This window comes from Lysinibacillus boronitolerans JCM 21713 = 10a = NBRC 103108 (genome assembly GCF_000772935.1).
In the GTDB taxonomy this organism is placed as follows: Bacteria; Bacillota; Bacilli; order Bacillales_A; family Planococcaceae; genus Lysinibacillus; species Lysinibacillus boronitolerans.
The window spans coordinates 102,374-126,805 of record NZ_JPVR01000077.1 but is presented as its reverse complement, the minus strand read 5'-3'; the positions used below and the strand labels follow the sequence as shown (position 1 = coordinate 126,805).

21 protein-coding genes and 1 pseudogene are annotated in these 24,432 nt (G+C 35.9%); 15 read left to right on the top strand and 7 right to left on the bottom strand.

Annotated features, from left to right (window positions below; all coding sequences use genetic code 11):
• Window positions 1–10: 10 nt before the first annotated feature.
• The gene (locus CD31_RS15010) at window positions 11–2,095 is read left to right on the top strand and encodes a hypothetical protein (RefSeq protein WP_036078718.1); all 2,085 of its coding nucleotides are present in this window, start codon (window positions 11–13) and stop codon (window positions 2,093–2,095) included.
• 521 nt (window positions 2,096–2,616) lie between these two features.
• On the top strand, window positions 2,617–2,766 hold the full coding sequence (locus tag CD31_RS23550; protein ID WP_036078716.1) for a hypothetical protein: 150 nt from the start codon (window positions 2,617–2,619) through the stop codon (window positions 2,764–2,766).
• Window positions 2,767–3,305: 539 nt separating this feature from the next.
• Here the strand turns inward: CD31_RS23550 and CD31_RS23865 are convergent.
• Window positions 3,306–3,644 (bottom strand): annotated as a pseudogene (locus CD31_RS23865) (IS3 family transposase); the annotation flags it as partial.
• Between the two features lie 339 nt (window positions 3,645–3,983).
• Here CD31_RS23865 and CD31_RS14995 point away from each other — a divergent pair.
• The 5 genes from CD31_RS14995 (at window position 3,984) to CD31_RS14975 (ending at window position 8,638) form a co-directional block, all read left to right on the top strand.
• On the top strand, window positions 3,984–4,532 hold the full coding sequence (locus CD31_RS14995) for a helix-turn-helix domain-containing protein (RefSeq protein ID WP_036078714.1): 549 nt from the start codon (window positions 3,984–3,986) through the stop codon (window positions 4,530–4,532).
• A 137-nt stretch (window positions 4,533–4,669) separates the two neighbouring features.
• A complete protein-coding gene (locus CD31_RS14990) occupies window positions 4,670–5,926 on the top strand; it encodes a hydroxymethylglutaryl-CoA reductase, degradative (protein ID WP_036078712.1) in 1,257 nt (418 codons plus the stop codon).
• A 3-nt stretch (window positions 5,927–5,929) separates the two neighbouring features.
• The gene (locus CD31_RS14985; RefSeq protein WP_004228167.1) at window positions 5,930–6,370 is read left to right on the top strand and encodes a hypothetical protein; all 441 of its coding nucleotides are present in this window, start codon (window positions 5,930–5,932) and stop codon (window positions 6,368–6,370) included.
• Window positions 6,367–7,722: a tripartite tricarboxylate transporter permease gene (locus CD31_RS14980; RefSeq protein ID WP_004228168.1), complete on the top strand. Its 1,356-nt coding sequence runs from the start codon at window positions 6,367–6,369 to the stop codon at window positions 7,720–7,722. The genes CD31_RS14985 and CD31_RS14980 overlap by 4 nt, the downstream gene beginning before the upstream one ends.
• A 19-nt stretch (window positions 7,723–7,741) precedes the next feature.
• Window positions 7,742–8,638: a hydroxymethylglutaryl-CoA lyase gene (locus tag CD31_RS14975; protein ID WP_036078710.1), complete on the top strand. Its 897-nt coding sequence runs from the start codon at window positions 7,742–7,744 to the stop codon at window positions 8,636–8,638.
• Window positions 8,639–8,802: 164 nt separating this feature from the next.
• On the opposite strand, the gene CD31_RS14970 is transcribed toward CD31_RS14975, so the two are convergent.
• Complete coding sequence (locus tag CD31_RS14970) at window positions 8,803–9,534, bottom strand: response regulator transcription factor (RefSeq protein WP_036078708.1); 732 nt, start codon at window positions 9,532–9,534, stop codon at window positions 8,803–8,805.
• A 130-nt stretch (window positions 9,535–9,664) separates the two neighbouring features.
• Between CD31_RS14970 and CD31_RS14965 the strand changes: the two genes are divergently transcribed.
• The 3 genes from CD31_RS14965 (at window position 9,665) to CD31_RS14955 (ending at window position 14,969) form a co-directional block, all read left to right on the top strand.
• Window positions 9,665–11,125, top strand: a complete 1,461-nt coding sequence (locus CD31_RS14965; RefSeq protein WP_036078705.1) for an amidase — start codon at window positions 9,665–9,667, stop codon at window positions 11,123–11,125.
• A gap of 134 nt (window positions 11,126–11,259) precedes the next feature.
• Window positions 11,260–12,546, top strand: coding sequence for an MFS transporter (locus CD31_RS14960; RefSeq protein WP_036078703.1), 1,287 nt, complete (start codon window positions 11,260–11,262; stop codon window positions 12,544–12,546).
• A gap of 200 nt (window positions 12,547–12,746) precedes the next feature.
• Window positions 12,747–14,969: a 5'-nucleotidase C-terminal domain-containing protein gene (locus CD31_RS14955; RefSeq protein ID WP_036078701.1), complete on the top strand. Its 2,223-nt coding sequence runs from the start codon at window positions 12,747–12,749 to the stop codon at window positions 14,967–14,969.
• 151 nt (window positions 14,970–15,120) lie between these two features.
• Here the strand turns inward: CD31_RS14955 and CD31_RS14950 are convergent, their stop codons facing one another.
• Together CD31_RS14950 and CD31_RS14945 are read right to left on the bottom strand one after the other, a co-directional pair.
• Window positions 15,121–15,561 (bottom strand): cell wall hydrolase, encoded by a 441-nt coding sequence (locus CD31_RS14950; protein WP_004228176.1) that lies wholly within the window; start codon window positions 15,559–15,561, stop codon window positions 15,121–15,123.
• A gap of 133 nt (window positions 15,562–15,694) precedes the next feature.
• Entirely contained in the window at window positions 15,695–16,249 is a 555-nt protein-coding gene (locus CD31_RS14945; protein WP_036078698.1) for an ECF transporter S component, read from the bottom strand.
• A 178-nt stretch (window positions 16,250–16,427) separates the two neighbouring features.
• Between CD31_RS14945 and CD31_RS14940 the strand changes: the two genes are divergently transcribed.
• The 4 genes from CD31_RS14940 (at window position 16,428) to CD31_RS14925 (ending at window position 21,271) form a co-directional block, all read left to right on the top strand.
• Window positions 16,428–17,276, top strand: a complete 849-nt coding sequence (locus tag CD31_RS14940; protein ID WP_036078696.1) for a pyridoxamine kinase — start codon at window positions 16,428–16,430, stop codon at window positions 17,274–17,276.
• A 269-nt stretch (window positions 17,277–17,545) separates the two neighbouring features.
• The gene (locus CD31_RS24040) at window positions 17,546–19,042 is read left to right on the top strand and encodes an McrB family protein (RefSeq protein ID WP_052125385.1); all 1,497 of its coding nucleotides are present in this window, start codon (window positions 17,546–17,548) and stop codon (window positions 19,040–19,042) included.
• Window positions 19,026–20,312 (top strand): McrC family protein, encoded by a 1,287-nt coding sequence (locus CD31_RS14930; protein ID WP_036078694.1) that lies wholly within the window; start codon window positions 19,026–19,028, stop codon window positions 20,310–20,312. The genes CD31_RS24040 and CD31_RS14930 overlap by 17 nt, the downstream gene beginning before the upstream one ends.
• Window positions 20,313–20,350: 38 nt before the next feature.
• On the top strand, window positions 20,351–21,271 hold the full coding sequence (locus CD31_RS14925) for a DMT family transporter (RefSeq protein ID WP_036078692.1): 921 nt from the start codon (window positions 20,351–20,353) through the stop codon (window positions 21,269–21,271).
• Between the two features lie 76 nt (window positions 21,272–21,347).
• On the opposite strand, the gene CD31_RS14920 is transcribed toward CD31_RS14925, so the two are convergent.
• A complete protein-coding gene (locus CD31_RS14920; RefSeq protein WP_036078689.1) occupies window positions 21,348–21,926 on the bottom strand; it encodes a DinB family protein in 579 nt (192 codons plus the stop codon).
• 107 nt (window positions 21,927–22,033) lie between these two features.
• Here CD31_RS14920 and CD31_RS14915 point away from each other — a divergent pair, with 107 nt between their 5' ends.
• Window positions 22,034–22,531, top strand: coding sequence for a GNAT family N-acetyltransferase (locus CD31_RS14915; protein WP_036078688.1), 498 nt, complete (start codon window positions 22,034–22,036; stop codon window positions 22,529–22,531).
• 48 nt (window positions 22,532–22,579) lie between these two features.
• Here CD31_RS14915 and CD31_RS14910 read toward each other — a convergent pair whose 3' ends face one another.
• Window positions 22,580–22,837 (bottom strand): hypothetical protein, encoded by a 258-nt coding sequence (locus CD31_RS14910; protein WP_036078686.1) that lies wholly within the window; start codon window positions 22,835–22,837, stop codon window positions 22,580–22,582.
• A 228-nt stretch (window positions 22,838–23,065) separates the two neighbouring features.
• Window positions 23,066–23,989 (bottom strand): S8 family peptidase, encoded by a 924-nt coding sequence (locus CD31_RS14905; RefSeq protein ID WP_016993732.1) that lies wholly within the window; start codon window positions 23,987–23,989, stop codon window positions 23,066–23,068.
• Between the last annotated feature and the right edge of the window lie 443 nt (window positions 23,990–24,432).

Sequence of the window (24,432 nt, the reverse complement as noted above, 5' to 3'; positions counted from 1 at the left end):
GTGAGTGCCCTTGAAGCTATTTCATATTATTTGTGAAGATGAAATAACTTGCTTAGATGAATTACAATTCAATGGAAAAGAATATTTTTCATGCGAATACAATAAAAAAAGAGGGAAAATGTTTGAAATTGGTGTAAAAGTCAATGCAGCGTCAGAAGTGATTGTTAAACAATTTAACAACAGAGTGTTATCACTTGATTATGATGCAGACATGGATATTTGGTATCAAAAAAAAACACAATGGATTGAAAAAGGATTTAAACGCCGTTCGGATGGAATCTTTGGCTTTAATGTTGGTGGTAGTTTTGAAGTAGAAGCACTTGATGAAACTGGTAATTTATTAGATTCAGTACACGTTAATATTACTCCGGGTACGATGTCAATTGAAGAATATAAATCAATGCAGCATGAAGTACGGCGGTTATTTGAAATTTTTTCTTATGACCTAACAGATAATAAATTTGAGGAGAATAATGTTTTAAGTCGTGTACAATTGCCTATGTTTCCATTACAGACTTTTCATCTGATAGTCCAAGAAGTTGCTGCTTTAGTTAATGAGCTAGTAGAACGTCCTGAAGTTGAATTGCAAACTGTTGTAAAAAAAATAAATGTAAAAGACGTCCGTAAATGGACTCCATCCATTATTATAGAAAATGCTTTAAAACAGCAAGAAAAGGTAGTTGCATTAGTAAGTGAGCAAGTAACTGATATAAAAGAAAATAAAATGCTTAAAAATATAATAGAACAATTTTTAGAGAGAACTATTAGTGAGTTAATAGCAGAGAAAAGTCAATTAAAGCTATTTCAAGAAGAAATTGAAGAATTAAAAATAATGATTTCACAAGAGAACAGTTCAGTTGTAGAAAAACCTAAGCAATTATTAATAGTTTTAAATAATGATTGTCTAGTATTACAACAAAGGATTGAACAGTGGAGCAGTCTAAAAGTTACATTGGATGAATTGTTAGAATTACCAATGTTACAGGTGGAAAGTGAACAGTTAGAGGATACACATTTATTCAGAATGCATACGTATTACAGTAGAATCTATGATTTATTTATGCAATATGAAAATTTGACGCCAGAGTTAACGGATACATTCAGAATGTTTATACAAGTATTATTAAAATCTCCTACATTATATGAAGTTTGGGTTTTGTTAAAAATTATACAGCAATTAAGTCAATGGGGAGTTAATCCGAGAGAGTTTATAGATGATATTGAGAATAAATATGTAAAACCAAATACACATTCTATTAGCGGTTATCGAAAGCAATTTAGGCTAATGGACAAACCATATGATATAGGGATATATTATGATTTTACTTTTAATTTTTTTGAAAAAGAGTATCGACCTGATTTTATGATTGGTTTTTATAATAAAAGTAAAAAGAAATGGGCATTCCATACATTGGATGTAAAATATAAGAATTACAGTGCAATGAAAAATGGCAAAAAGGAGTTTAATAAAGACTTAAAAAAGTCGGCTTTTAGATATTTGACAGAATTATTTCCTAATAAAGACTATTTGCACTCAGCTACCCTAGTTCATTTAGATCCATTGGGTGGACATTGGAATGTCAAACCTAATTTATCTGAAAAAATAATAACTCAGCATAAATTAGCTCATTTTGTTTTTTCTCCAATTAATGGCAAAAACCTACAAATTTATTTAAAGCGATTACTGCACGAGGGTAGTGGTTATGCTAATTGCTGCCCTAATTGCGGGCAAGAAAAACAAGGGGAAATTCTAAATTATAAAGTAATTAATAGAAATAAACGAAGCTGGAAAACAATTTATAAATGTGATGAATGTAAAGAATTATGGGTAGCAAACTTTTGTAGTGATTGTTCATTTAATAATCGTAATCCATTAACCGATTATGAAAACAACATAAGATATAACTACCCACGTCCATTATTTAAATATCCAACTCATAATTATAATGTCCAAGTAGGAGATGAGTGGGAAGTACACTGTCCAACCTGTAATTGTTTAAGTTATCCTGAAAGACCGTATACATTTAATGATGATGAATACAAAGGTCCTAATGTACAGTACCACACTAAAAAAAGTAATGTTAGATATGTTTAAAATGTATAAAATTATTTGGGAAAATTAGTTTTAGGTGAATTTATTTATATTGCTTTTGAGTATAAAAATTAAAATTGCATAATGTTTGAGTGAACTGTTTTTTCATGTACAATTTAAAATAAGTAAGGGTACAAGATTTTTAACAGTTAAGTTATCGTCTCCGTAAGCAAATTAGTAAAACCTTATTAATTCCTTTGTAAGAGCATTTTTTAATGGTCGTAAAAGCCTTGCAAACGCTGATATGATAGGGTTTCGGGTTTATTGATTAGCAACACCCGCCGTCTCCATACATAAAGGTGAGCAATAATTAACGCTAAATAAGAATAAAGGTAACAGCATCTGAAATGTGTGCGGATACAGATATTTTAAATACATTTGGCTATGAATTATTTACTAAGCTTTTACCGAAATTAAGGTTAAGCAATACACCAATATAGGAAAAAGGTTTACATCAGCAAAATAAGGTATACTATACTTGTTGAATAGATTTCTTTAAAGGCAGGAAAAGTAGGTGAACCAAAGTGGGGAAATATCAATTGGATACTAAAGGTAAGGTGGCTGTGGCAAAGTATCATGAAAAAAACAAGCCGGCCAAATTTGATAAAAAGCAGCAACTTGAGAAAATACGTGCGGCGTATTTGAAAAAGAAGCAAGAACAAACAGATCAATAATTTGGATGAAAACATAGGAAGACTAAAATCTCCCTATGTTTTTCTTTTTAAATTGATGACATAGACATATAAATGGGAGTCACCATCTACAATTGAGGACAAAAAATTACATGATTTGAATGCATTTTTCTATTTGATAATAATCTTAAAACTACATTTTAGCCCCAACGACGATTGAGTGGGAGTAGTCATAAAGCGAGATAACCACCCGTTTATCTCTTTAAACTGATATCCATCGTTTTTGGTTAAATGTGAAAGAATTCATGTGAATATATGCATATCAAACTCTTCAAAGGCTCTATTTTGGGTATTAATTTATATAATTGTTTTTACATCTGAATGTCTCAGTCTCTTAGTATTTTTTTTATTTGCATTTGCTTTCAATAATAGAGAGTAATGTCTTTAGAGGTAACTAAGGTTTTTCTAATAAAAATTATCTTATTTGTAGCATTCCTAAAATCAGAGCGCAATTAAGTAGGTTACACATAAATGAATTAAATAGTTAATTCGAAGTATGTTAGCTTCGTTATTTCATTTGGCTACTTGGGTAAATGAGTTCGGTATTGCACCGGACTCGTTTTTTAATTTTGCCTTGATCCGTTTCATATTATAGTAGTTTATATATTTTTCTAATTCTATTTTTAATGGTCTATACTTTCTAATTCCCTCATGTAAAGGAATTCGGATTTCCAAAGAAATTCTCCATGACAGAGTTGTTCGTAACAATTTCCTTTACGAGACATACTTTGAGCACCCCCTCTTGATTCTAAGGCGCGACGATATTTATTCATTTGATAATGCCAGCCTTGATCGGTATACATGAGTAACTGGTGGTGCTCAGGTAAACGTTCGAGTGCTTTGTCCAACATGTCTGAAACAGTGGTGTTGAAGTGAGGATTTGGTATTCTGAAATTTCGGAGTCAAATCCAGCAAAAATCAAAGTTATTCGTATAGAAAAACTGTGACCAACATTTCGTTTTTACTAAATGTAATTTAATATCATTTATAAATAAAACTCCCGTTTATTTCCTCTATTTAAGCTGATTATTGCTTCTCAAAATTAATTTTAAAGTCGAGAAACTTTCAGCACACCCTTTTTGTATTTAATTGAACAGACGACAATGAAGGAGTAATATACTCCCGTATTTTTCTATCCATCATTTAAAAATATAGTATAGTTATTGTAAAAACCGAAATGATCGAGGGGACTGGAAGAAATGAACTTACTAGAAGTTGGAGTAAAAATAAAGCAGATGCGGAAGAAAAATAAAATGTCTCAGGATGATTTAGCTTCGCAGATTAATTTAACAAAAAGTCATATTTCAAAAATAGAAAATGGCAAAGCGACACCGAGTCTGGTGACATTGTCCAAGATTGCGGAAATATTTGATGTGCCAATGGCCTGGTTTGTTATTCAGGATCAATTTGATGGCATTTCGATTGTTTCGAAAAAAGAACGCAAAGAGACTGTTGAGACGAATGAACTTGGCTATCAATATGAGCTGTTAGCGAATAAGAGCTATATGAGCAATATCAATCCTTCTATTGTTACTGTACATAATGGGGCGGAAAATTTAGCTCCTTATACACACGATAATGATGAATTTATTTATGTCATTTCTGGTAGTATCGTCTTGAAATACGATCATAAATTTTACCATTTAGAAGAGGGGGACTCTGCGTATTTTTCTGGGAAAAAGGAGCATATCTTTATTAATAATTCTGCAGAAAACTCAAAGGTATTAACGATTTATGTTGAGGATTAAATCTTTCTTTTAAACGTAAATATTATCGAAAATACAAATTTCTTGTTTACAATACTATTCAGACAATTTACAATTGGTGTAATGTTATTCAACTAAGTTGAATTATATTACACTTTTTTAATTTTGGGGGTATGGGGATGACTTCACGTATTAAGGGATTTTATTTACTTTCAGTAGAAGAGCGAATTAAGTTAATCGCTGAAAAATCAAATTTAACCAAAGAGGAAGTTGAAGCTTTAAAAAGTGGAATTTCATTAGAGCTTGCAGATGCAATGGTTGAAAATGTTATTGGACATATTTCAGTGCCTCTAGGGGTAGCGGCCAACTTTAAGGTGAATGGCAAAGAGGTATTTATTCCGATGGCTACTGAAGAGCCATCAGTAATTGCTGCGGCTAGTAATGCGGCCCGTGCAGCATATGAGTTAGGTGGTATTTTTACTTCCAGCTCGGGCACAGTTATGCGAGGACAGATTCAGGTATTAAATATTGAGGATCCTCATGCAGCGAGGGCGAAAATTTTTGAACATAAAAATGAGATCATTGAGCATTGTAATGAAAAAGATCCAACGTTAGTCAAGTTAGGCGGTGGAGTGAAGGATATAGAAGTGCACTTAATCGACACAGCAAAAGAAACAATGGTTGTCGTTCATTTAATCGTTGATACGAAGGATGCAATGGGGGCAAACGCAGTCAATACGATGGCGGAATCTGTGTCACCATTAATCGAACGTATTACAAATGGACGAGTTGTGCTACGGATTATTTCAAATTTAGCAGATAAGCGTATTGTCCGTGCGCGTGGAGAATTCTCGACAGAAATGCTCGGGGGGATAGAGATTGCGAAAAATATTGTAAGTGCTTACGAATTTGCAGATGCTGACCCGTATCGGGCTGCCACACATAATAAAGGGGTTATGAATGGTATTACAGCTGCGGTATTAGCATCGGGTAATGATACACGTGCTGTTGAGGCTGGTGCTCATGCCTATGCTGCTCGTTCTGGTAGATATCGTTCTTTAACAACGTGGGAGCTGAATAAAGCAGGCAATCTTGTTGGTACGTTGGAATTGCCATTAGCTGTTGGTATTGTGGGAGGTGCTACGAAGACTCATCCTGTTGCAAAAGCAGCGCTAAAAATTATGGATGTGCAATCTGCAGAGGAGCTAGCCAGCTACATTGCCGCAGTAGGATTAGTAGAAAATCTAGCAAGCTTACGAGCACTTTCAGCAGAGGGTATTCAATCTGGTCATATGCGTCTGCATGCGAAAAACTTGGCTGTAATGGCTGGGGCAACAGGCGATATTATTGATCGAGTTGTGCAGCAGGCGGTAGAAGAGAAGGATTTCCGTTATGATCGTGTTTTAGAGATTACAAACTCTCTGCGAGGTGAATAATACATGGCGAATACTCCATACAATGGGCAAAAAAATGTAGAGGAAAAGAAGTTTATTGAAATTTTAGGAGACACGGTTTCTGGCAATCAGTTAATTATTTCAATTATTTTAAGTGTTGCCGCAAGCTTTTTAGGCTATCAGTTTGGCCAGTGGGTTTTTCCGAAGTTTGCAGACCCTCAGATGATTAACTCTTATTCACTGTTAACAGGAATCACGGGTATTCTGATTGTTGTTGCTATTAATACGATTCTTTTTAAACCAAAGCGTATTTTAGTAGAAGATGAAGCATCCAGTCATTCTTTAAAGGAAGCATTTGAGGATTTACAAATTGATATAGACGAGGAAATACGCTTAATCGAGGAAGATCCGGTGACAAAAAAGGAGCTTGAGGATTTTGGCATTCTTTCTAGCTTACAAGGCTTGAAAGGAGCGGATAAAAAATGAGTATTTATGTAATAGCTCTTTTATTTGCACTTCTTGGTGCAGCTATCTTTACTATAATTGGACTTATTTCAGGGACAGATGAAACAGCAATTATGGTACCCATTACATTGTTAGTTATTTTGCTGGGAGCGCCTCCTGAAGGGGTATTCGCCTTTTTCATGGCGGGCGTGTTAGCTAAGCATTTAACACATGCTGTCCCAACTGCGTTATTAGGCATTCCAGGGGATACAACGGCTGTACCATTGATCGATCATGCCAATACATTACGCCGTTTAGGCATGCCACACGTTGCACTACGCAAAATGATTTCTGGCGGTGTTATCGGTGCATTTATCGCCCTACCAACCGCTGTATTGTTAGGTCAGTTTTTAGGTCAATTTGCCGACTTTTTTAAATCTTCATCAGGCATCATTTTTACACTTGCTGCTATTTTAATCGCATTCTTTTCAAAAGGAAAATGGGCAAGTATTTTAATCATTATTCCATTTGCATTTTTCATTAAAGCTTTAGATAGCGTTAGCTTTGCGATGCTGGATAAACATTTAAGTATTACATTCTTTTTAGGAATTGCGATTGGACCGATGTTTTGTAATATTTTAATGGCGGCTTCTTCTGTTGCTAAAAATGATCTAGCACGCAGTAAGCCAAATCAATATAATCTCGCTCCTGAAACGAAATCATGGAAAGGCTATTTCCCGAATCCATTTAAAATTTTATCGAAAAGGCAGACCATTTTTACGAGTATTACAACGTTTCTTTCCTCCCTTACATTTGTATTCAGTCCTGTTGGGATGACGTCATTGATGGGAGAAATTGTAGGCTCTCGTACAAAAGGTGCATATAAAAAATCAACAACGAGTCTTACTGTTATGAATGGTGTAACGGAATCGACATATATTGCTGAAGCGATTATTCCATTAATTGCATTCGGTATTCCGTTAAGCCCAGTAGCACTTGGACCAGCGTCACCATTATTTAATGCACCACCGATTTTTACAGTAGATCCAGTTAACAACTTACACACGCTAATGTCTTCATGGGACTTTTTCATTTTTGGGTTAATCGGTATTAGTGTAGCCGCTTTAATTGCTTATCCATTTGCGATGAATTATGCACGTAAAGCATCTGTATTAGTATTGAAATATATTAGCCAGGAAGCAATCGTAGCGATGTTCATCGGTTTAGCATTTTTGCTTGCCTATAACGAGGCACAATTACTAGGAGTAGTGCTAACATTTACAGTGGCAACTGTTGGTGGTTTATTAAATCGTATTTTAGGTGTAGGGGCCGGTGTGCAATTCATGGTATTCTACGCATCAAGCTGGATTATGCTACAGCTATTCGGCATTTAATTAAAGGAAGTGTATTTTGATGAACTTACCAAAAGCAGTGGAGATAAGAGAAGTAGGTCCTCGTGACGGCTTACAAAATGAGAAAATTTTTATTCCAACTGATTTGAAAGTGCAATGGATTAACTTAATCAGTGAAACAGGTGTCCGCCATATCGAAGTATCCTCTTTTGTTAGTCCCAAGTGGATACCAGCTTTAGCCGATCATCATGAAGTATTTGAGCAAATCACACGTCATGAAAAAATAACGTATGCAGCTCTTGTGCCTAATTTGAAAGGGGTAGAAGGAGCCATTCAACAAAAGGTTGATGAAATTGCGTTATTTATCTCTGCCTCTGAGGAGCATAATCAAAGTAATGTAAACGCTTCAATTAACCAATCTTTACAGAATTTAAAAGCTGTAGCTGAAGCAGCAAATCGTGAAGGTATATCGTTAAGAGGCTATATTTCAACTGTATTTGGCAGTCCGTTTGGTGATGAAGTAAAGCTTCAAACAGTGAAGGAAATCATTGATGCCTATCTAACAATGGGCGTTTCTGAAATTTCACTAGGCGATACAATTGGGGTAGCAGATCCTGTACAAGTAAAGGCTATTTTATCAGAGCTACTCACTCAATACGATCGTGATTTGTTTGCCCTTCATTTTCATGATACGTATGGCCGTGCTTTAGCCAATATCTTTGCAGCACTTGAGCTGGGGATTACAAAATACGACAGTGCTATTGGAGGTTTAGGGGGGTGCCCCTATGCCCCTGGTGCAAGCGGCAATGTATCAACAAATGATTTAGTAAATTTCCTGCATCGTTTAGGCGTCCAAACGAATATTGATGAAGAAAAACTATTTACCGCCACACGATTTTTACAGCAGGCAATAAATAGACAGCTTGATAGTAAAGTGTATAAAGTGCAAAGTAATTAAGTAAAAGAGCACCTTATAGTTAGAATCAAAATTAGAACCGCCCCACCAATTGTTAGACACACGCTACCAATTGGTGGGGCAGTTTTTTTACTGAGGAAAAATAGTTTTATGCCAATTAATCAGCAAATTACTAATACTATGTTTGAATTCAATGGAGGACCCTACTAAACATGATCAATATACTTCAAACACTTTGCCAGCAGTTGGGTACGATTGGTTACTTGAAACTTTCTATATAGGTTTTGAAGGTGTTTTTTGATTGTATTTTCACTGACAAATAATTGCTGGGCGATATCTATATTTTTTAAGCCTTTTAAAACAAAGCTTAAAACTTCTTTTTCTCTTTCTGTCATTTCAAATAAGATGGAAGGCTGTGAATAGTGATGTAAGGAATACATGTTTTCGATATTTCTTTTCAAATACACTAACTTTAAAATATCTTTTTCATTAAATAGCTTCTCTCCGGTTTTCCTTAAAAAGCCAATAACTGCTACGAGCTTATTGTCTATTCTTAAATACATTGCCATTTCATCTTCATAGCGATTTTCTTTCAAAAAAACTTCTTTATAGTGGGTTTGTTTTTGCAGGCACATAACTTCATTCCTATTCATTAGCTGAATGGAATGCTGTGTATTTATATTTTGAGGGTGTAATGGATCAAAGTTTTTATATCTTTGTAAATAGTCATTAATTGTATGACGCTCTATATTAAAAAGCACAGGGGCGGTTAACTCATTATTTGCTATTTCCCAAAATAACATATGGTGATAGCCGAGATGCTGACTTATTGTATGCAATAGTTCATGTTTAAACCCTTCATTACTTTGTTTCACATTCATATTTGAAATATGATAGCTCGCTTTAAGAATGTTTTCTAAATCATTTTCTAAAAACATGAAAACACCTCATTTCTCTATTATGCTTTTATATTCTACTTAAAACAGAATTATCCTTTTGGGTAATATCTTAATTTTAGAATATTCAGTACATTATAGTTGCAAGATTACTATTATACGAGGTGAGAATATGAATTTACAAGAGTATGCATCATATGACGGTATTGGGTTAGCAGAGCTAGTAAAATCAAAGGAAGTAACACCACAGGAATTAAAGGAGCTAGCGTTAGAAGGAATAAAAAAAGTCAATCCATCCATTAATGCAGTTGTTAGTGTGTTAGAAGGGCAGGCTGACAAAGCAATTGAGAAGGTTGATGAAAATGCGCCGTTTGCAGGTGTTCCGTTTTTAATTAAAGAGCTTGTGTTACATGCAGAGGGTGTTCCGCATAGTATGGGGAGTCGTATTGGAGAAAATACGGTTATACCCGTCGATAGTGAATTAATGGCGCGTTTTAGAAAGGCTGGCTTGATTTTAGCAGGTACTACGACAACACCTGAGTTTGGCTATAATGCAGCGACTGAAGCAGTTATTTATGGTGCAACGCGCAATCCGTGGAATTTAAATCATAGTCCAGGCGGTTCGAGTGGAGGGTCAGCAGCCGCTGTGGCAAGTGGTATTGTGCCAATCGCTCATGCTAATGATGGCGGAGGTTCTATTCGTATCCCCGCTTCCTGTAGTGGGTTAGTGGGATTAAAACCTACACGTGGAAGAGTTCCAGCTGGTCCATTCAATAGTGAGCCTTTAAATGGTATTGCCACTGAGTTCGCTGTGACTCGTACAATTCGTGATACAGCGGTGCTATTGGATCAAGTAGCAGGTCCTGACTTAGGGAGCTATTCCAAATTAGAAGTAACACATGCACCGTATGGACAACTTATCCAGGAAACAGTGCGCCCGCTAAAAGTTGCTTGGACAACTGAAACAAATTCTGGGGCATTTGTCGATCCGGAATGTATAGAAGCGGTTCATAAAACAGTTCAAGTATTAAAAGAACTAGGACACGAGGTAGTAGAGGCGCGTCCGAAATATGAACAAGCATCATTCACAAAGGCGACGGTCGATATTTGGACAGCGAATATTTATCAAATGATTAAGGGGGCTGCGGCGGGAACTGGTAAAGCAGTTTCTCCAGACTATATTGAAGCCGCCATTTGGAAATGCTATGAATATGGTGGTCAATTAAAGGCGGCTGATTTATTGGAAGCTATTCATACAAATGCAGTCGTTTCACGTCAAGTTGCAGGCTTCTTTGAAGATTATGATATTTTATTGAGTCCAACTATTGGCACACTTCCTGCTAAAATTGGTGAATTAAATGCCAACAATCCTAACATTTCGGCTGTTGAATGGACAGAGCAAATTTTCACGTATGCACCGTTTACAAATTTATTCAATGCTACAGGTCAGCCCTCCATATCATTGCCTTTAGCAGAAAGTAAATCAGGTCTACCAATTGGTCTACAAATGACAGGTAAGTTTGCAGATGAATTGACGTTATTACAGCTAGGTAGACAGCTAGAGGAAGCAATGCCTTGGAAAGACCGTCAACCAGCAGTACATGTCAGTGAACAGCCTCAGCCAGCAGTATAATATAGCATGAACGCACTTAGTGTAGACTGGGTGCGTTTTCTTTCTGTCGTAATTTTCAAGCTTCCTCAAAAGCAGGTTTTATCCTGACCTCGAACTCATATACATAACATAAAAGCTAATAGGAGTAGTGATTATTGGACAAACAACAACATAAGTACAGATGGATTGTGTTTGTTGCTGTATTGTTTACCTATTTGTTAATGGCAAGTCAGCGAACTGCTCCAGGGTTAATTACAGATCAATTGATGGAGGATTTTGGGGTAACGGCTTCGACAATTGGCTTATTGACGAGTATTCAATTTTTTGTGTACACGAGTTTGCAAATTCCAATGGGGATTCTAGCTGACCGATTTGGGCCAAACCTTTTCCTCATCATTGGTGCCACCCTTACAGGTATAGGAACGATTCTTTACAGTCTAGGTACACATGAATTCATTCTATTCTTTTCTAGAATACTTACTGGTGTAGGAGATGCCACCATATGGGTGAATATGGTGCTTATTTTGGCACAATGGTTTCATAAAAAGGAGTTTGTACGATTAATTGGCTTTGCAGGTATGACAGGGAGCTTAGGCTTCTTATTGGCAACAGTGCCTTTTGCTACATTGATTCTTTTATTAGGTTGGCGAATCACCTTTTTCTCTACAGGACTTTTACTATGCTTATGTGGTGTACTTCTTTATTTTGTGCTCGTACAAAACACAAAACGCATCTTTTCAAAGGAACCAGTCTTCAAAACTGAAGAAATACAACGTGAAAAAAGCTCCAGATTATTACGAAGAATATTTTCAAGCAGGCAAGCATGGGCTTTATTTTTTTGTCATTTTGGCGTTGTTGGCGGGTATGTTGGCTTTATTAGCTCGTGGGCAGTACCATATGGGATCAATATGTATGAGATGTCACGGTCAGAGGCTAGTCAGCTAATTATGATTGGTCTAGTCGGAGCACTACTAGGAGCACCTTTAATGAGCTGGATTGCTGGCTGTTTAGGTACGATTAAGAGACCCTATATTGTTGTGCATATTGCAGTTTTAGCGAGTTGGTTTGCCTTTCTTTTATTGAAAGGGCATCCGTCCATTTTCATGCTTATTGTCCTGTTCTTTATCATCGGCTTTGGCTATGGTGCAAGTGCTTTAACCTTTGCGGCAGTTCGTCAAACTTTCCCTTTAAATGAATCAGGCATTGTTTCTGGGTTTGCCAATACAGGGGGCTTTCTAAGTGCCGCATTGCTACCCATTATTTTTGGGTATATTTTAGATTACTTTCAAGCTGCCACAGGCAATGTAAGTGATGGGTACTACTATGGCTTCATTTCGCCTGTTATATTCTCCTTCATTGGTTTGATGGGAGTCCTGTTATTAAAGGAAAAACGTGTGAGAGTGGCTGTAGCATATCCAGATGAATCAAATAAATCCTATTAAAATAGGGATATTGGACGGGAGTGAAACTTTTGTTGAATATCGATTTTCTATTGCTTTTTCCTCTTTAATCACGCTAATATCTGTTAAATTTATGAAATTATATTACTTTTATGATAGATTTTACCTGGTTAGACATCTCCATAAATGCTACACTGATTAGGAATCTTAAAATTCAGAATAAAAAGGGAGAAAACTAGGAAATGAATCAATTGAAACAAGTTATAACAATACTAAGTATGGCTGTATTGATTCTGGCAACAGGAATTGTCTTTACACAAACGCCTGTCAATGCACAAGAGGAAGAGAAAGATATTCATATTACACTCCTGGCTACGTCAGATATTCATGGCCGCTCTATGCCTTGGGATTACGCAGTGGATGGACCAAATCTCACAGGAAGTTTAACGCAATTATATACAATTATTAAAGATATCCGTAAAGATCATCCGAATACCATCCTATTGGAAAATGGAGATTTAATACAGGATAATTCTGCAGAATTGTTTAATGACCAGCCGCAGTCACCGATGATGGTTGCTGTTAATGAAATGGGCTATGAAGCTTGGACATATGGTAATCACGAGTTTAATTTTGGTTTGGATGTATTAGATAAAGTTTCCAGTCAATTTAATGGAGCAAGACTTGCTGGGAACGTTTATAAAGAAAATGGCGAACGCTATTTACCTGCATATACAATTATTGAGCGTGAAGGGGTTAAAATCGGGGTTATTGGCATGGTTACACCTTTGATTACAGAGTATGAGAAGGGGACAAATCATCTTGATGGTTTAGTTGTCAAAAACCCGATAGAAGAGACTAAAAAGGCAGTTAAGGAATTAGAGGGTAAAGTAGATGTCATGATTGGCCTTATGCATATGGGATTGGAAAATGAAAATGGTGTTCCAGGAACGGGTGTGAAGGAAATGGCTAATGCCGTACCAGAACTAGCTGCTATTTTTGCAGGACACAATCATGTACTGATAAATAAAGAAGAAGTGAACGGTGTTTTTATAACAGAGCCTAATAAATATGGAACACATATTTCACGAATTGATTTAACATTTACTCGCCAAGGTGAGAAATTGTTGCATAAAGAAAAAGATGCTTCAACTATTCCAGTAAAGAATGAAGACGGGACCTTTGTTGAATCGGATAAAGACCTAGAAAAAACGTTGAAGCCATACCATGATTATGCACGTGAAGATGCTAATATCGAAGTAGCACAGCTTAAAGGAACAAATCTTGTTCCCAAAAATGAAATTAAGGGTATACCAGCTGTACACATCCAAGAAACACCTTTATCAGATTTTTTCCATGAGGTCATGCTGCATTATAGTAAGGCAGATGTGGTAGCACATCAGATTGATAATGACAAAGCTTCATTGGATGTAGGTCCTATTAAGAAAAAGGATATCGCCTATAATTATCAATTTGCTGGTGGAGAAGTATCAGTTTATGAAGTAACGGGCAAAGATTTAAAAGATTATATGGAATGGGCAGTTGGCTATTTTAATAGCACACGAGATGGAGATGTGACGATTAGTTTTGATAAAACGCGTCGTTCCTCTAAATATAGTACGAATGATTATTTCGGAAATGTAAAATATGACATCGATTTAACTGAGCAGCCAGGTAACAGAATAAAAAATCTACGCAAATTAGATGATACCCCAATTAAGCTGGAAGACAATTTAAAGCTTGGTATGAACTCTTATCGTATGGATTTTCTTGTATCAAAAGGTCAGGCACTTGAAGGGCGTAAGTTTAATATGATTTGGTCCTCTAAAGAAGAAAGTGCCTATGGAGAAACAGGCGGTACAATCCGTAATCTAGCTATTCGATATCTAAAAGAAGAGATGAACGGTGTGTATGAGCCAGTGATCCAACATAACTGGAAAATCGTTGGTGTCGATATGAAATCGCCTGCCCGTGCTGCTGTTGTTGAATTAATCAATAAAGATATTTTAGCCATTCCTACAACGGAAGATGGTAAATATACAAATATAGCATCGATTAATGTCAAAGCTTTGATTACAGAAGAAGAAATAAAAATGCTAGCAACAAAAGCAAAAGTAGATGCTAGCCAATTTACTGGAGTAAAAACGTCAGGTGAATTTTATCAAAAGCTGGTAAAAGCATTGAATAAACCTAAAGATGAGCCAGTAGAAAAACCGGTGAATCCAAGTAAGACAGCACCAGACAAATCGAAGCCAACAATTACTCAGCCAGAATCACTTAAAGGGATTGTTACGGCTTATCACTTAAATGTTCGTTCAAAGCCATCGAACTCAGGAAAAGTATATGGGACAATTTCAAAGAATACCGAAATTACAATTTTAGAGGAAATACAAGGCTGGTATAAGATATCTTATAATAATAAGTCGGGGTATGTTTATAGCAAATATGTAACGATTAAAAAATAAGAGCTAGCATAAGGCTGAAGGAACTAGATTCGCATCTATTCCTTCAGCCTTTTTACATCTGGCGATTTATAGTCAATTAACACGTTTGGCTTTGAATTGTAGTAGTGCGTTATTAAACTTGTGAATGTAGGTTATTAAAAGTCAAAAAACCTTATCCCATATATACACTGGCACAAGTATCTGGAGCAGGTTCATAAAAGCAATGATTCTTAAATTGTCCTGTAAACGGCTGACCATACCATGTTGGGGGACATGGTGCATATGGATTGAAGTACCAGAGTGCGTATTTTGCTGGATGCTCTCGCCAAAAATCTAAGTTTTGTTTCGCCAATCTTTTTTCCGTTTCTCTCGCTCGTTGGTAAAACATATTGCCTTTTTGAACAGCTTCAAAAGAATAGTTTCCACCTTGTACCTGGTAAATAACCTGCTCAATCGTTCTTACATCATTGAAGTCTAAACAGGACGCCACTGCACGATTTACAATGACATTGCCCACATAAAGCATACCTTGTTGACCTTCACCCTCAGCTTCTGCCCTCATCATCCTTGCCATTAAAGCAACGTCTGCATCACGGTATTTTACTCTTGGCATTTTTCCACCTCCACCTTATAGTATGAAAAAAATCAAAGCTAGTTTCACGTTATCTTGAAATTCATTGTTTCTACATCTCACACCATAAAAACGCCATCTTTACTGTATTGAACAGCAAGATGGCGTATTCTCATTAAAAATTCTTTTTGAAGTATGGCGTTTTCTTCAGTACAACACATACTGGGATGGCGATAACTAAGCCTACGATGTTTTGAATGACGTCTCCAGGAATGGATGCCATCGGGGCAATCCAGCTGTTGAACATAATGGCCTGCCCAACATAGTAAACGGCAATCATCACGGGCATTGATACTACTGCTCCTAAAATATTCAGCCCAAGATTATCACCTTTATGCCCTTTTGACCAAGCAATTTTACCAACAATGAAGCCTTGTAATGCGCGTGAAATAATGGTTGTGGGTGCCCAAATTAACCAGCCACCTACGATATCGAATAAGCCCATTCCAATAGCTCCAGCAAGTGCTCCTTTTTTTGGCCCGAATAAAATAGCGGAGATAAACAGCATAGATGTTCCTAAGTGGATAAGACCCCCTTGCCCAATCGGTAGCTTCAGATTGATAAACATTGTAGCAACGAAAACAAGTGCTGCTAAAATGGCTGTAATGACTAAATCAAATGTTTTTGTACGTGATTTTGTATAGGATGTTGGCCTTTGTATATTTTGCATTTGTCTCTTCCTCACTATGATGAATATTTTGATGATTTTTACTTTAACAAAGGACTGACTATTGTAAAAGTGTCAATTTCATAAAAAAGTTAAGGGTCAGTTTAAGGTTATTTTCGCAACTTTCTAATTGTGATACGATGAGGAGAGTAAAAGCAGGATGAGTTAGGTGGAATGTATGATGAAAAAAGTTGCTGTAATTCAAGATATGTCGTCCTTTGGAAAGTGCTCGTTAACGGCTGCGATGCCTGTACTCTCTGTGATGGGTGTGCAAGCAGTCCCACTACCAACAGCTATTTTAACGGCTCAAACAGGATATTCAAGCTTTTATTGTGAAGATTTAACATCAAAGATGGACTCTTTCATAGATGAGTGGAGTAAGCTTGGAGCTACTTTTGATGGTATTCACACAGGCTTTGTTACAGGTAAGGAGCAAATCGATAATATATTTCGCTTTTTAGACGTGTTTCACTCAAATAAGACGACGTTGCTTGTCGATCCAGTAATGGGTGATCATGGTGAGGTTTATAAAATGTTTACTGGTGAATTGCTTGATCGTATGAAAGCGTTAGTAAAGTGTGCTGATATTATTACGCCAAATGTTACGGAATGTTGCTTGCTTACAGGTTTATCATATGAAAGGCTACTGAGCTATCAAAATGATACAGATTATATTCATGCCCTTAAGGAGGCAGGTCAGCAGCTACAGCAAGCAACTGGAGCAAACGTCATTATTACGGGTTTGAATCCACCAGTAGGGGATACGGACAAGCGTTATGTTGGGAATATGTTTGTCGATTCTGAGCGGTCTTTTCATAATATCCGCAACTATAATGGTGAGAGCTATTCAGGCACAGGCGACCTCTTCGCATCCATCATAATGGGCGGCATGATGCGCGGACAAGATTTAATGGAATCAATGACACTAGCAGAAACATTTTTAGCCGCTGCAATTGAAGCTACTTCGAAGGAGCAAGTACCTCGTGAGGCAGGCGTACATTTTGAAAAGTTTTTACGCATGCTGATGTAAACGTTAATAAGCCCATAATAAGTAATAGTGATAAAAAATTCGTAAATGTCAGATTCATATTGGCCTTTACGGATTTTTTTTGAAGGAAAATTAAATAAACTAGGATGATCTTATTAGATAAATAGGGTGATATTATAAAAAAACTAGTAAAATTAGAATGATTTTATGGTATTATGATGGGAATAAATTCCTTGAAAGAAGGCACCTCAGCAATAGTTTGCCAATCAAGGTTGCTAGAAATATGAAGTTTAGAGGAGGATTCCCCAGAAATGAGTCAATGTAATATCAATACCATCCTATACGGTCCACCAGGAACAGGGAAAACTTATAATACGGTGAACTACGCGGTTAGTATTATTGAAAATAAAGAATTTATGGTAATATGTGCAGAAGAATATCAAGATGTTTTTGAACGTTATCTTGCGTATAAAAAGCAAGGTCAGATTCGATTCGTTACTTTTCATCAATCATATGGATATGAAGAGTTTATCGAGGGAATTAAGCCTGTTTTAAACGATGAAGCAGAAGAGAGCATTCAATATAAAATTGAATCAGGCGTGTTTAAAGAATTTTGTGAGCAAGCGCAGCAATTAAAATTAACTGCCCATAATCAGGTGATGGAAGGAAATAAAAAAGTTTGGAAGATTTCTTTAGGAGGCAGTGGCAAGAATTGGCTGAAGGAAGAATGCTTTAAGGACAATCAAATACGTATAGGATGGGATGAGGAAGGTACTGATTTTATTGAGGATGGGGAATATCCTTCAGATACCTTGTACTATTTCTATGAGGGAATGAGTGTTGGAGATATTGTCTTTTCTTTAGGAGATCAAAAGCATATTGATGCAATCGGCATTATCACAGGAGAGGCTGAATGGTTAGAGGCAGAGGAAGATTTTAAAAGAAGTCGTGAAGTAGAATGGATTGCCACAGATATCTATGAAAATATTTATGAGCTAAATGGCAAGACGAACTTAGTGCAGCAAACAATTTATGAGCTTTGGAGACTATCTATCAATGATGTGAATAATTTAATTTTAAAATACTCGCAAAATGATCAAATCGATGTGGAAGAAAACACTAATAACTATGTCTTTATTATCGATGAAATTAATCGAGGCAATATATCGAAGATTTTTGGTGAACTTATTACACTAATTGAACCGACAAAACGAATTGGAGCACTAGAAGAAATGCATGTGAAGCTTCCATATTCTAAAAAGGATTTTGGTGTCCCTCAAAATGTCTATTTGCTGGGAACTATGAATACAGCAGATCGTTCGATTGCACTGATGGATACAGCACTTAGAAGACGCTTTGACTTTATTGAAATGCTGCCAAATTTGAATGCAGTAGCTGATATAAAAGTTGGGAATATCCATATTCAACGTCTAATGGAAGTTATGAACGCTCGTATTGAAGCACTGTATGATCGTGAACATACTATTGGTCATGCCTATTTTATGAGCTTAAAAGAAGACAGTTCATTAGAAAATCTAGCTAATATTTTTAAGAATGCGATTATTCCACTTCTCCAAGAATATTTTTATGAAGATTATAGTAAGATTCAGTTAGTGTTAGGAGATCATTTAAAACCCCAGCAATATCGATTTATTTTGGATGAGAAATTAAGCATAAAAGGATTATTTGGTCGAGACATCGATATAGACCTCCCAGAAACGAAATACCATCTTCAAGCAAGTGCATTCGAGGAACCATCAAGCTATATCGGGATATATGGAAGGGTCGAGAATGAAGAGGCTAATTGAAATCAAGGAATACGATATTCTGACATGCAATATAGCTTTTAAAGATGAGTATGTATACTTAGACAATGATTCTTTCGAGCAGCTTGAAAATATGATTTTGCACTGTAATGAAATGGAAGATGTTGAGGCATACGATTTTTTCTCTGTTTCCACAAAGCGACATGTATGGAAGGTCATTCGTGCAAAAAATTATGTTGGGATTGTGCAATTGAAAAATGGTACACAAATTCAAATTTTGCCCAAAATACATGGGAAAACAGCCATTGACCCTAAAAAAACATTTTTGAAAATGCTTAAGTCATTACAAGAATTTCCTAGCAAAACCTTTAATGAGACTAATCTTCGTACAGATCATATGACGTTATTGGAAATTTTCATTCGATTGTACATTGAAGAAGTACAAAAACTGATTAAAAAAGGACTTAAATCATCGTATTATGCGACGGAGGATAACTTAAATGCATACAAAGGAAAAATGGTATTCTCACAGCAATTAAAATATAACCTTGTTCATCGTCAACGTTTCTATACACGCTATGATGAGTTTGGAATGAATCGAGCAGAAAATCGGTTAATCAAGGCTACATTGCTTTATTTGTTAAAACAATCTACTAGCAATGACAATATAAACGAAATTCGTAAGCAACTCATACACTTTGAACTCATTGAGCAATCAAAAAACTACAGTAAAGATTTTTCCCAAGTAAAGATTGATCGTAACTCAAAAGATTATCAAACGATTATGCAATGGTCTAAAATTTTTTTAAATAATGAAAGCTTTACAACTTTTTCAGGAAATTCATTTACTAAAGCCTTATTATTTCCCATGGAAAAAGTTTTTGAGTCTTATATTGGCTTTCATCTGAAAAAGCTACTAAGTGATTCAGCATGGCAGGTGCAATTACAGGATAAAGGCTATCATTTATTTCAAGGGAAATTTGCACTACGACCAGATATTGTGTTAACTAATGACACTAGTAAAATTATTTTAGATACAAAGTGGAAAATGCTAAGTAACACGCCACACAATAACTACGGCATTTCACAGGCAGATATGTATCAAATGTATGCTTATGCTAAAAAATATCACGCGAAAGAAATATATCTTCTTTATCCATTGAATACGGAAGTTGAACAAATGAAAGAAATTTATTTTAACACAAATGAAGGGGAACAAAGTGCCGAAGTGAGGGTGTTTTTTGTCGACTGTCACCGTGTAGAGGACAGTTTGGAGAAACTAGTAAAAAAGTTTACTCTAGCAGCGCAATAGTAAGCATATGAGTAGACATGCTGTCAGGTGGGGAATTTATGGGAGTTATAGTTGAAAATAAACGTAATCTATATGCAATAGGGGTAATAAGTTTACTATTGTCAGCCATTTTAACATCTATTAGCCAAGTGTATTACTCGAACCGTGTACAAGGGGTGCATCCATTTCTTTTCACAGGTATTAGTTTTTTTCTCACGACTGTCTTTTTTCAATTAATCACGAGTAAGCAAAAGGTAGAGCCCTGCTGGAAAGAGGCACGATCATCCTTATGGAAGTTAAACGGTGCTTCCATATTAGCCTTTATGGGGTTTTACTTTGCATTAAAATATATTGAACCAGCGATAGTGAGCTCTCTTGAAATGGGACTAGGCCCATTGTTTGCATTGCTACTTGCCATACAGCAGAAAAAACGAGTGATAAATGCACAGTGGGGTATTGCAATTGGCATATTTGTAGCTAGTCTATTACTGATTGGTGCTATTTTTACAGGGAAATCGGCTGTACAAACATGGGACCAATCAAGTATTTTAGGTGTCGGAGCGAGCATATTGTGTGGACTTGGTGCAGTATTATGTACAGTCTATTCTAAGCAGCTCAGTCAATTAGGATGGACAAGCTCGATGATTTTATCGAAAAGATTTTATGGGATCATTTTGCTATCATTTATCGCTACATACGATGTCATATTTACTTATTTGCTTGAAAACATTGGTTGGATTTTATTGATGACAGTCATCGGTGTATTGATACCAATGTATTTATTACAGAAGGGTATTCAATATTGTGAAGTATTTTTAGTCATGATGTCATTGTGCTTTATTCCTGTATTTACCTTCTTTTTTCAGCTATTCGATACAAGACTACAATGGTCAACTATTACATTAATGGGTGTCCTATTACTGTTATTGTTTGGAATTTTAAGTGTAGTTCTAGAACAAAGAGCTCGTAGCGTTTCCTAATGAAATTTTTCCATGACAAAGTTGCTATACTGAAAAATCCAGAGCCAGTTTTGATGGGCATAAAATCAAATTGGCTCTATTTGATTTCCTTAATTGTACCGTTCAAATTCTTTCCTCCTAAAAGTCCTTCCATCATCTTAAAGTGATGCCTCTCATGAATAGCCAACAAATGAATAGCTTGAATAAGATTAGGATAATGTGCAATGGGATCGGGAAAAACAATGTGCCCAGCAACATCCTCGTCTATATTTTGTACTAACTTTTGCAAAGCAAGTGTCTCGTTGATAAGTAATTGCTCGATAGCATAACTGTTTAATACAAAGCTTATTTTCTTAGGTGGAACTAAAATACCTGGTGCTCGCATTCCTTGTCCTTTTTTGGATTGATATTCTTCATAAATATCATGTATTTCAGTAGAGAATGGCTTGTTTCTTCGGATTTTAGCGATAGGCGATAGGTATAAAGAATATTTGGTTACTGTGTGGAGCATTTTGAGAATCAAATAAAGGTGATAAAAGTGGTCACCTATGGACCATTTTCCCTCACGTGTTACTCGCCAAAATTCTTCCTGTGAAAGTGAATGAATAGCTGGTAGATAATGTTGTCGTTGCACCTGTAACGTAAGAAAATGTTTTGCCATGCTAGTAGATTTCATAGATTTTTAGCTCCTTTATTTCCATTTTAAGGATTGTTGTGGAAAAAGTACATCAAATGCTAATCGTTATGGTCGATAAATAGGAAAAGTCGATAGGAGGGAAAGGCATGGAAATTAGACAATTAACAGCAGCAGATGCTGAGGTGTATAGAGATTTAAGATTAGAGGGATTGCAAACAAATCCGGAAGCTTTTGGCGCTAGCTTCGAGGAAGAAATGGATTTGTCAATTGAGTCGTTTGCAAGTAGGCTCGAAGGACAGGGAACATTTACATTTGGGGCATTTAACCAGGAGGATTTACTCGGTGTGGCAACATTGGTGCAAGCAAATAAAGTGAAGCTAAAGCATAAAGCGAGCATTTTTGCCGTTTATGTTTCTTCAAAAAAACGAGGATTGGGCATAGGAAAACAACTAATGATAGAGATCATCAATCAAGCAAAGACACTCGTAGACGTCGAGCAAATTAATTTAACAGTAGTTTCTTCCAATGTATCAGCAAAAGGATTATATACATCGTTAGGCTTTCACGTTTTTGGAACAGAGCGAAATGCCTTAAAAATAGGACAGCAATATTTTGATGAGGATTATATGGTGCTGTACTTCTAAAGAAACTAAAAAGCCTTTGAAGTATCCACCTTCAAAGGCTTCAATTTATTATGATAAGTAGCAATGGAATAATGAAAATAAAGCAAGGAATAAAAGAATCCCTGTAATAAAAAGAATAAGTAAAGAGCTAACAATGCCTACTTTTTTTATAAGTAACCATAGACTTAGCAAGATAGTAAGTACCGATAATGGGACTGCCAGCCAAAATCCAAGATTCCCCAAGTATTCAATCATAATGGGGAATGAATGGTGAAAATAATTGTATGGAATATCTAGCATAAGAAAAATGGTCAATATAAGCTCCATAAAATCCCCCCATCTGCATATTTGTTCTTACATATATGGTATGCAGATAAACAGGTAAGTCACACGGCAGCACTTTTTAAAAAGAGTGCTGCCGTCATTTCGGATTAATGCTCTTACCAACAAATATTCAGTGCCTTACATATACAAATTACAGTTAATTTAGCATGTTGTGAGGGTTATGGAAGTAATTAAATTGCCATTGTTACAATGATGGATGCCTCCACAAATTTATTTCAATTGAATAAAACCATTTCCTACCTGATTAATGGAGAAACGGTCCAATGAAAGAGCATGAGTTAATAAGTAGTCATATACATACATTGGAATCAAATGGGGTTCACAATGTTTGATTATTTTTATGATAAGTGCAGCTGCACCGGCAACAAATGGAGCTGCCATAGAGGTTCCTGTCAATTCTACATAATCACTGTTTAAATGCGTAGATAATATATTTTCACCAGGCCCTACAAAATCTAAATTAACATTCGTATTAGAAAATTTTGAAGGCGTGTCTGTTTCAGAGATAGAGCCGACTTGAATTACTTCCTTGTAAAAACCAGGGTATGATATTTCGATAGTTGCGCTTTCTCCATCGCCTTGATTACCAGCAGCGGCTACTAATACGATACCTTTTGAACGGGCATATTTTATGGCTTTATGCAATTCTTCATTTGGTTCTGGGCTGCCGAGTGACATATTAATAATGTTTACTTTTTCTCCATTAGGTCCAGTCCAAGTAACGGCATACATAATTGCCTTAATCAAACTCTCAAAGCTTCCTCTTCCTTTGCGATTTATTACTTTTAATATAAGAAGTTTACTTTTTGGCGCAATACCTGTGATTCCCTTGCCATTATCAACAGCAGCTAGAATTCCAGATACATGTGTACCATGTCCAAGATAATCTTTAAATATTGAAGGATTACCTTCATCATCATCTGTGAAATTATAGCCATCAATAATATTGTCCTTTAAACTCGGGTGGTCAACCTGAACACCACTATCTAATACAGCAATAACAGATCCTGAACCTTGATCTGTTTCTTGCCACAATTCCCTTGCTCGAATCTTATCTAAATTATCAGGAACTGCATTTAAAACTTTAAACAACTTGACCACTTTTACCCGCTCTAAAATGATTTCATATTTCATTTTGTCATCTCCTTTTAAATAATAAAGTGTTAGAAGGAAGATGATAATAAATAAAAAGGAGAAATTCGCTCAATATTAAACAAAAATCTACCCCTGAAATGTTAGTAAAAGTCTAACATTTTCGGAAGTAGATTAAATTTAATATTTCTCTTATAAAATTGAGTATTCTGTTACTATTATTAAGCAATATTAAAGAATAAATCTTTAGCTTTTTGGACCAATTTTCCCACCTTTTACTAACCAATTCCAATACCTTTCGAAAAACTTCGACTTTGTTTGAAATGCATAAGGTAGTCCAATAAACAACCAAAAAAGAGAAGCATACACCAATAAAAATATAAGTAATCCTATCCATATACCTTTTATCTGAAAACTAATAAAAATGCTAGAAAACATAATAAGTAAATGTATTATAATTATTCTCTTATAGGCTAACAAGAATC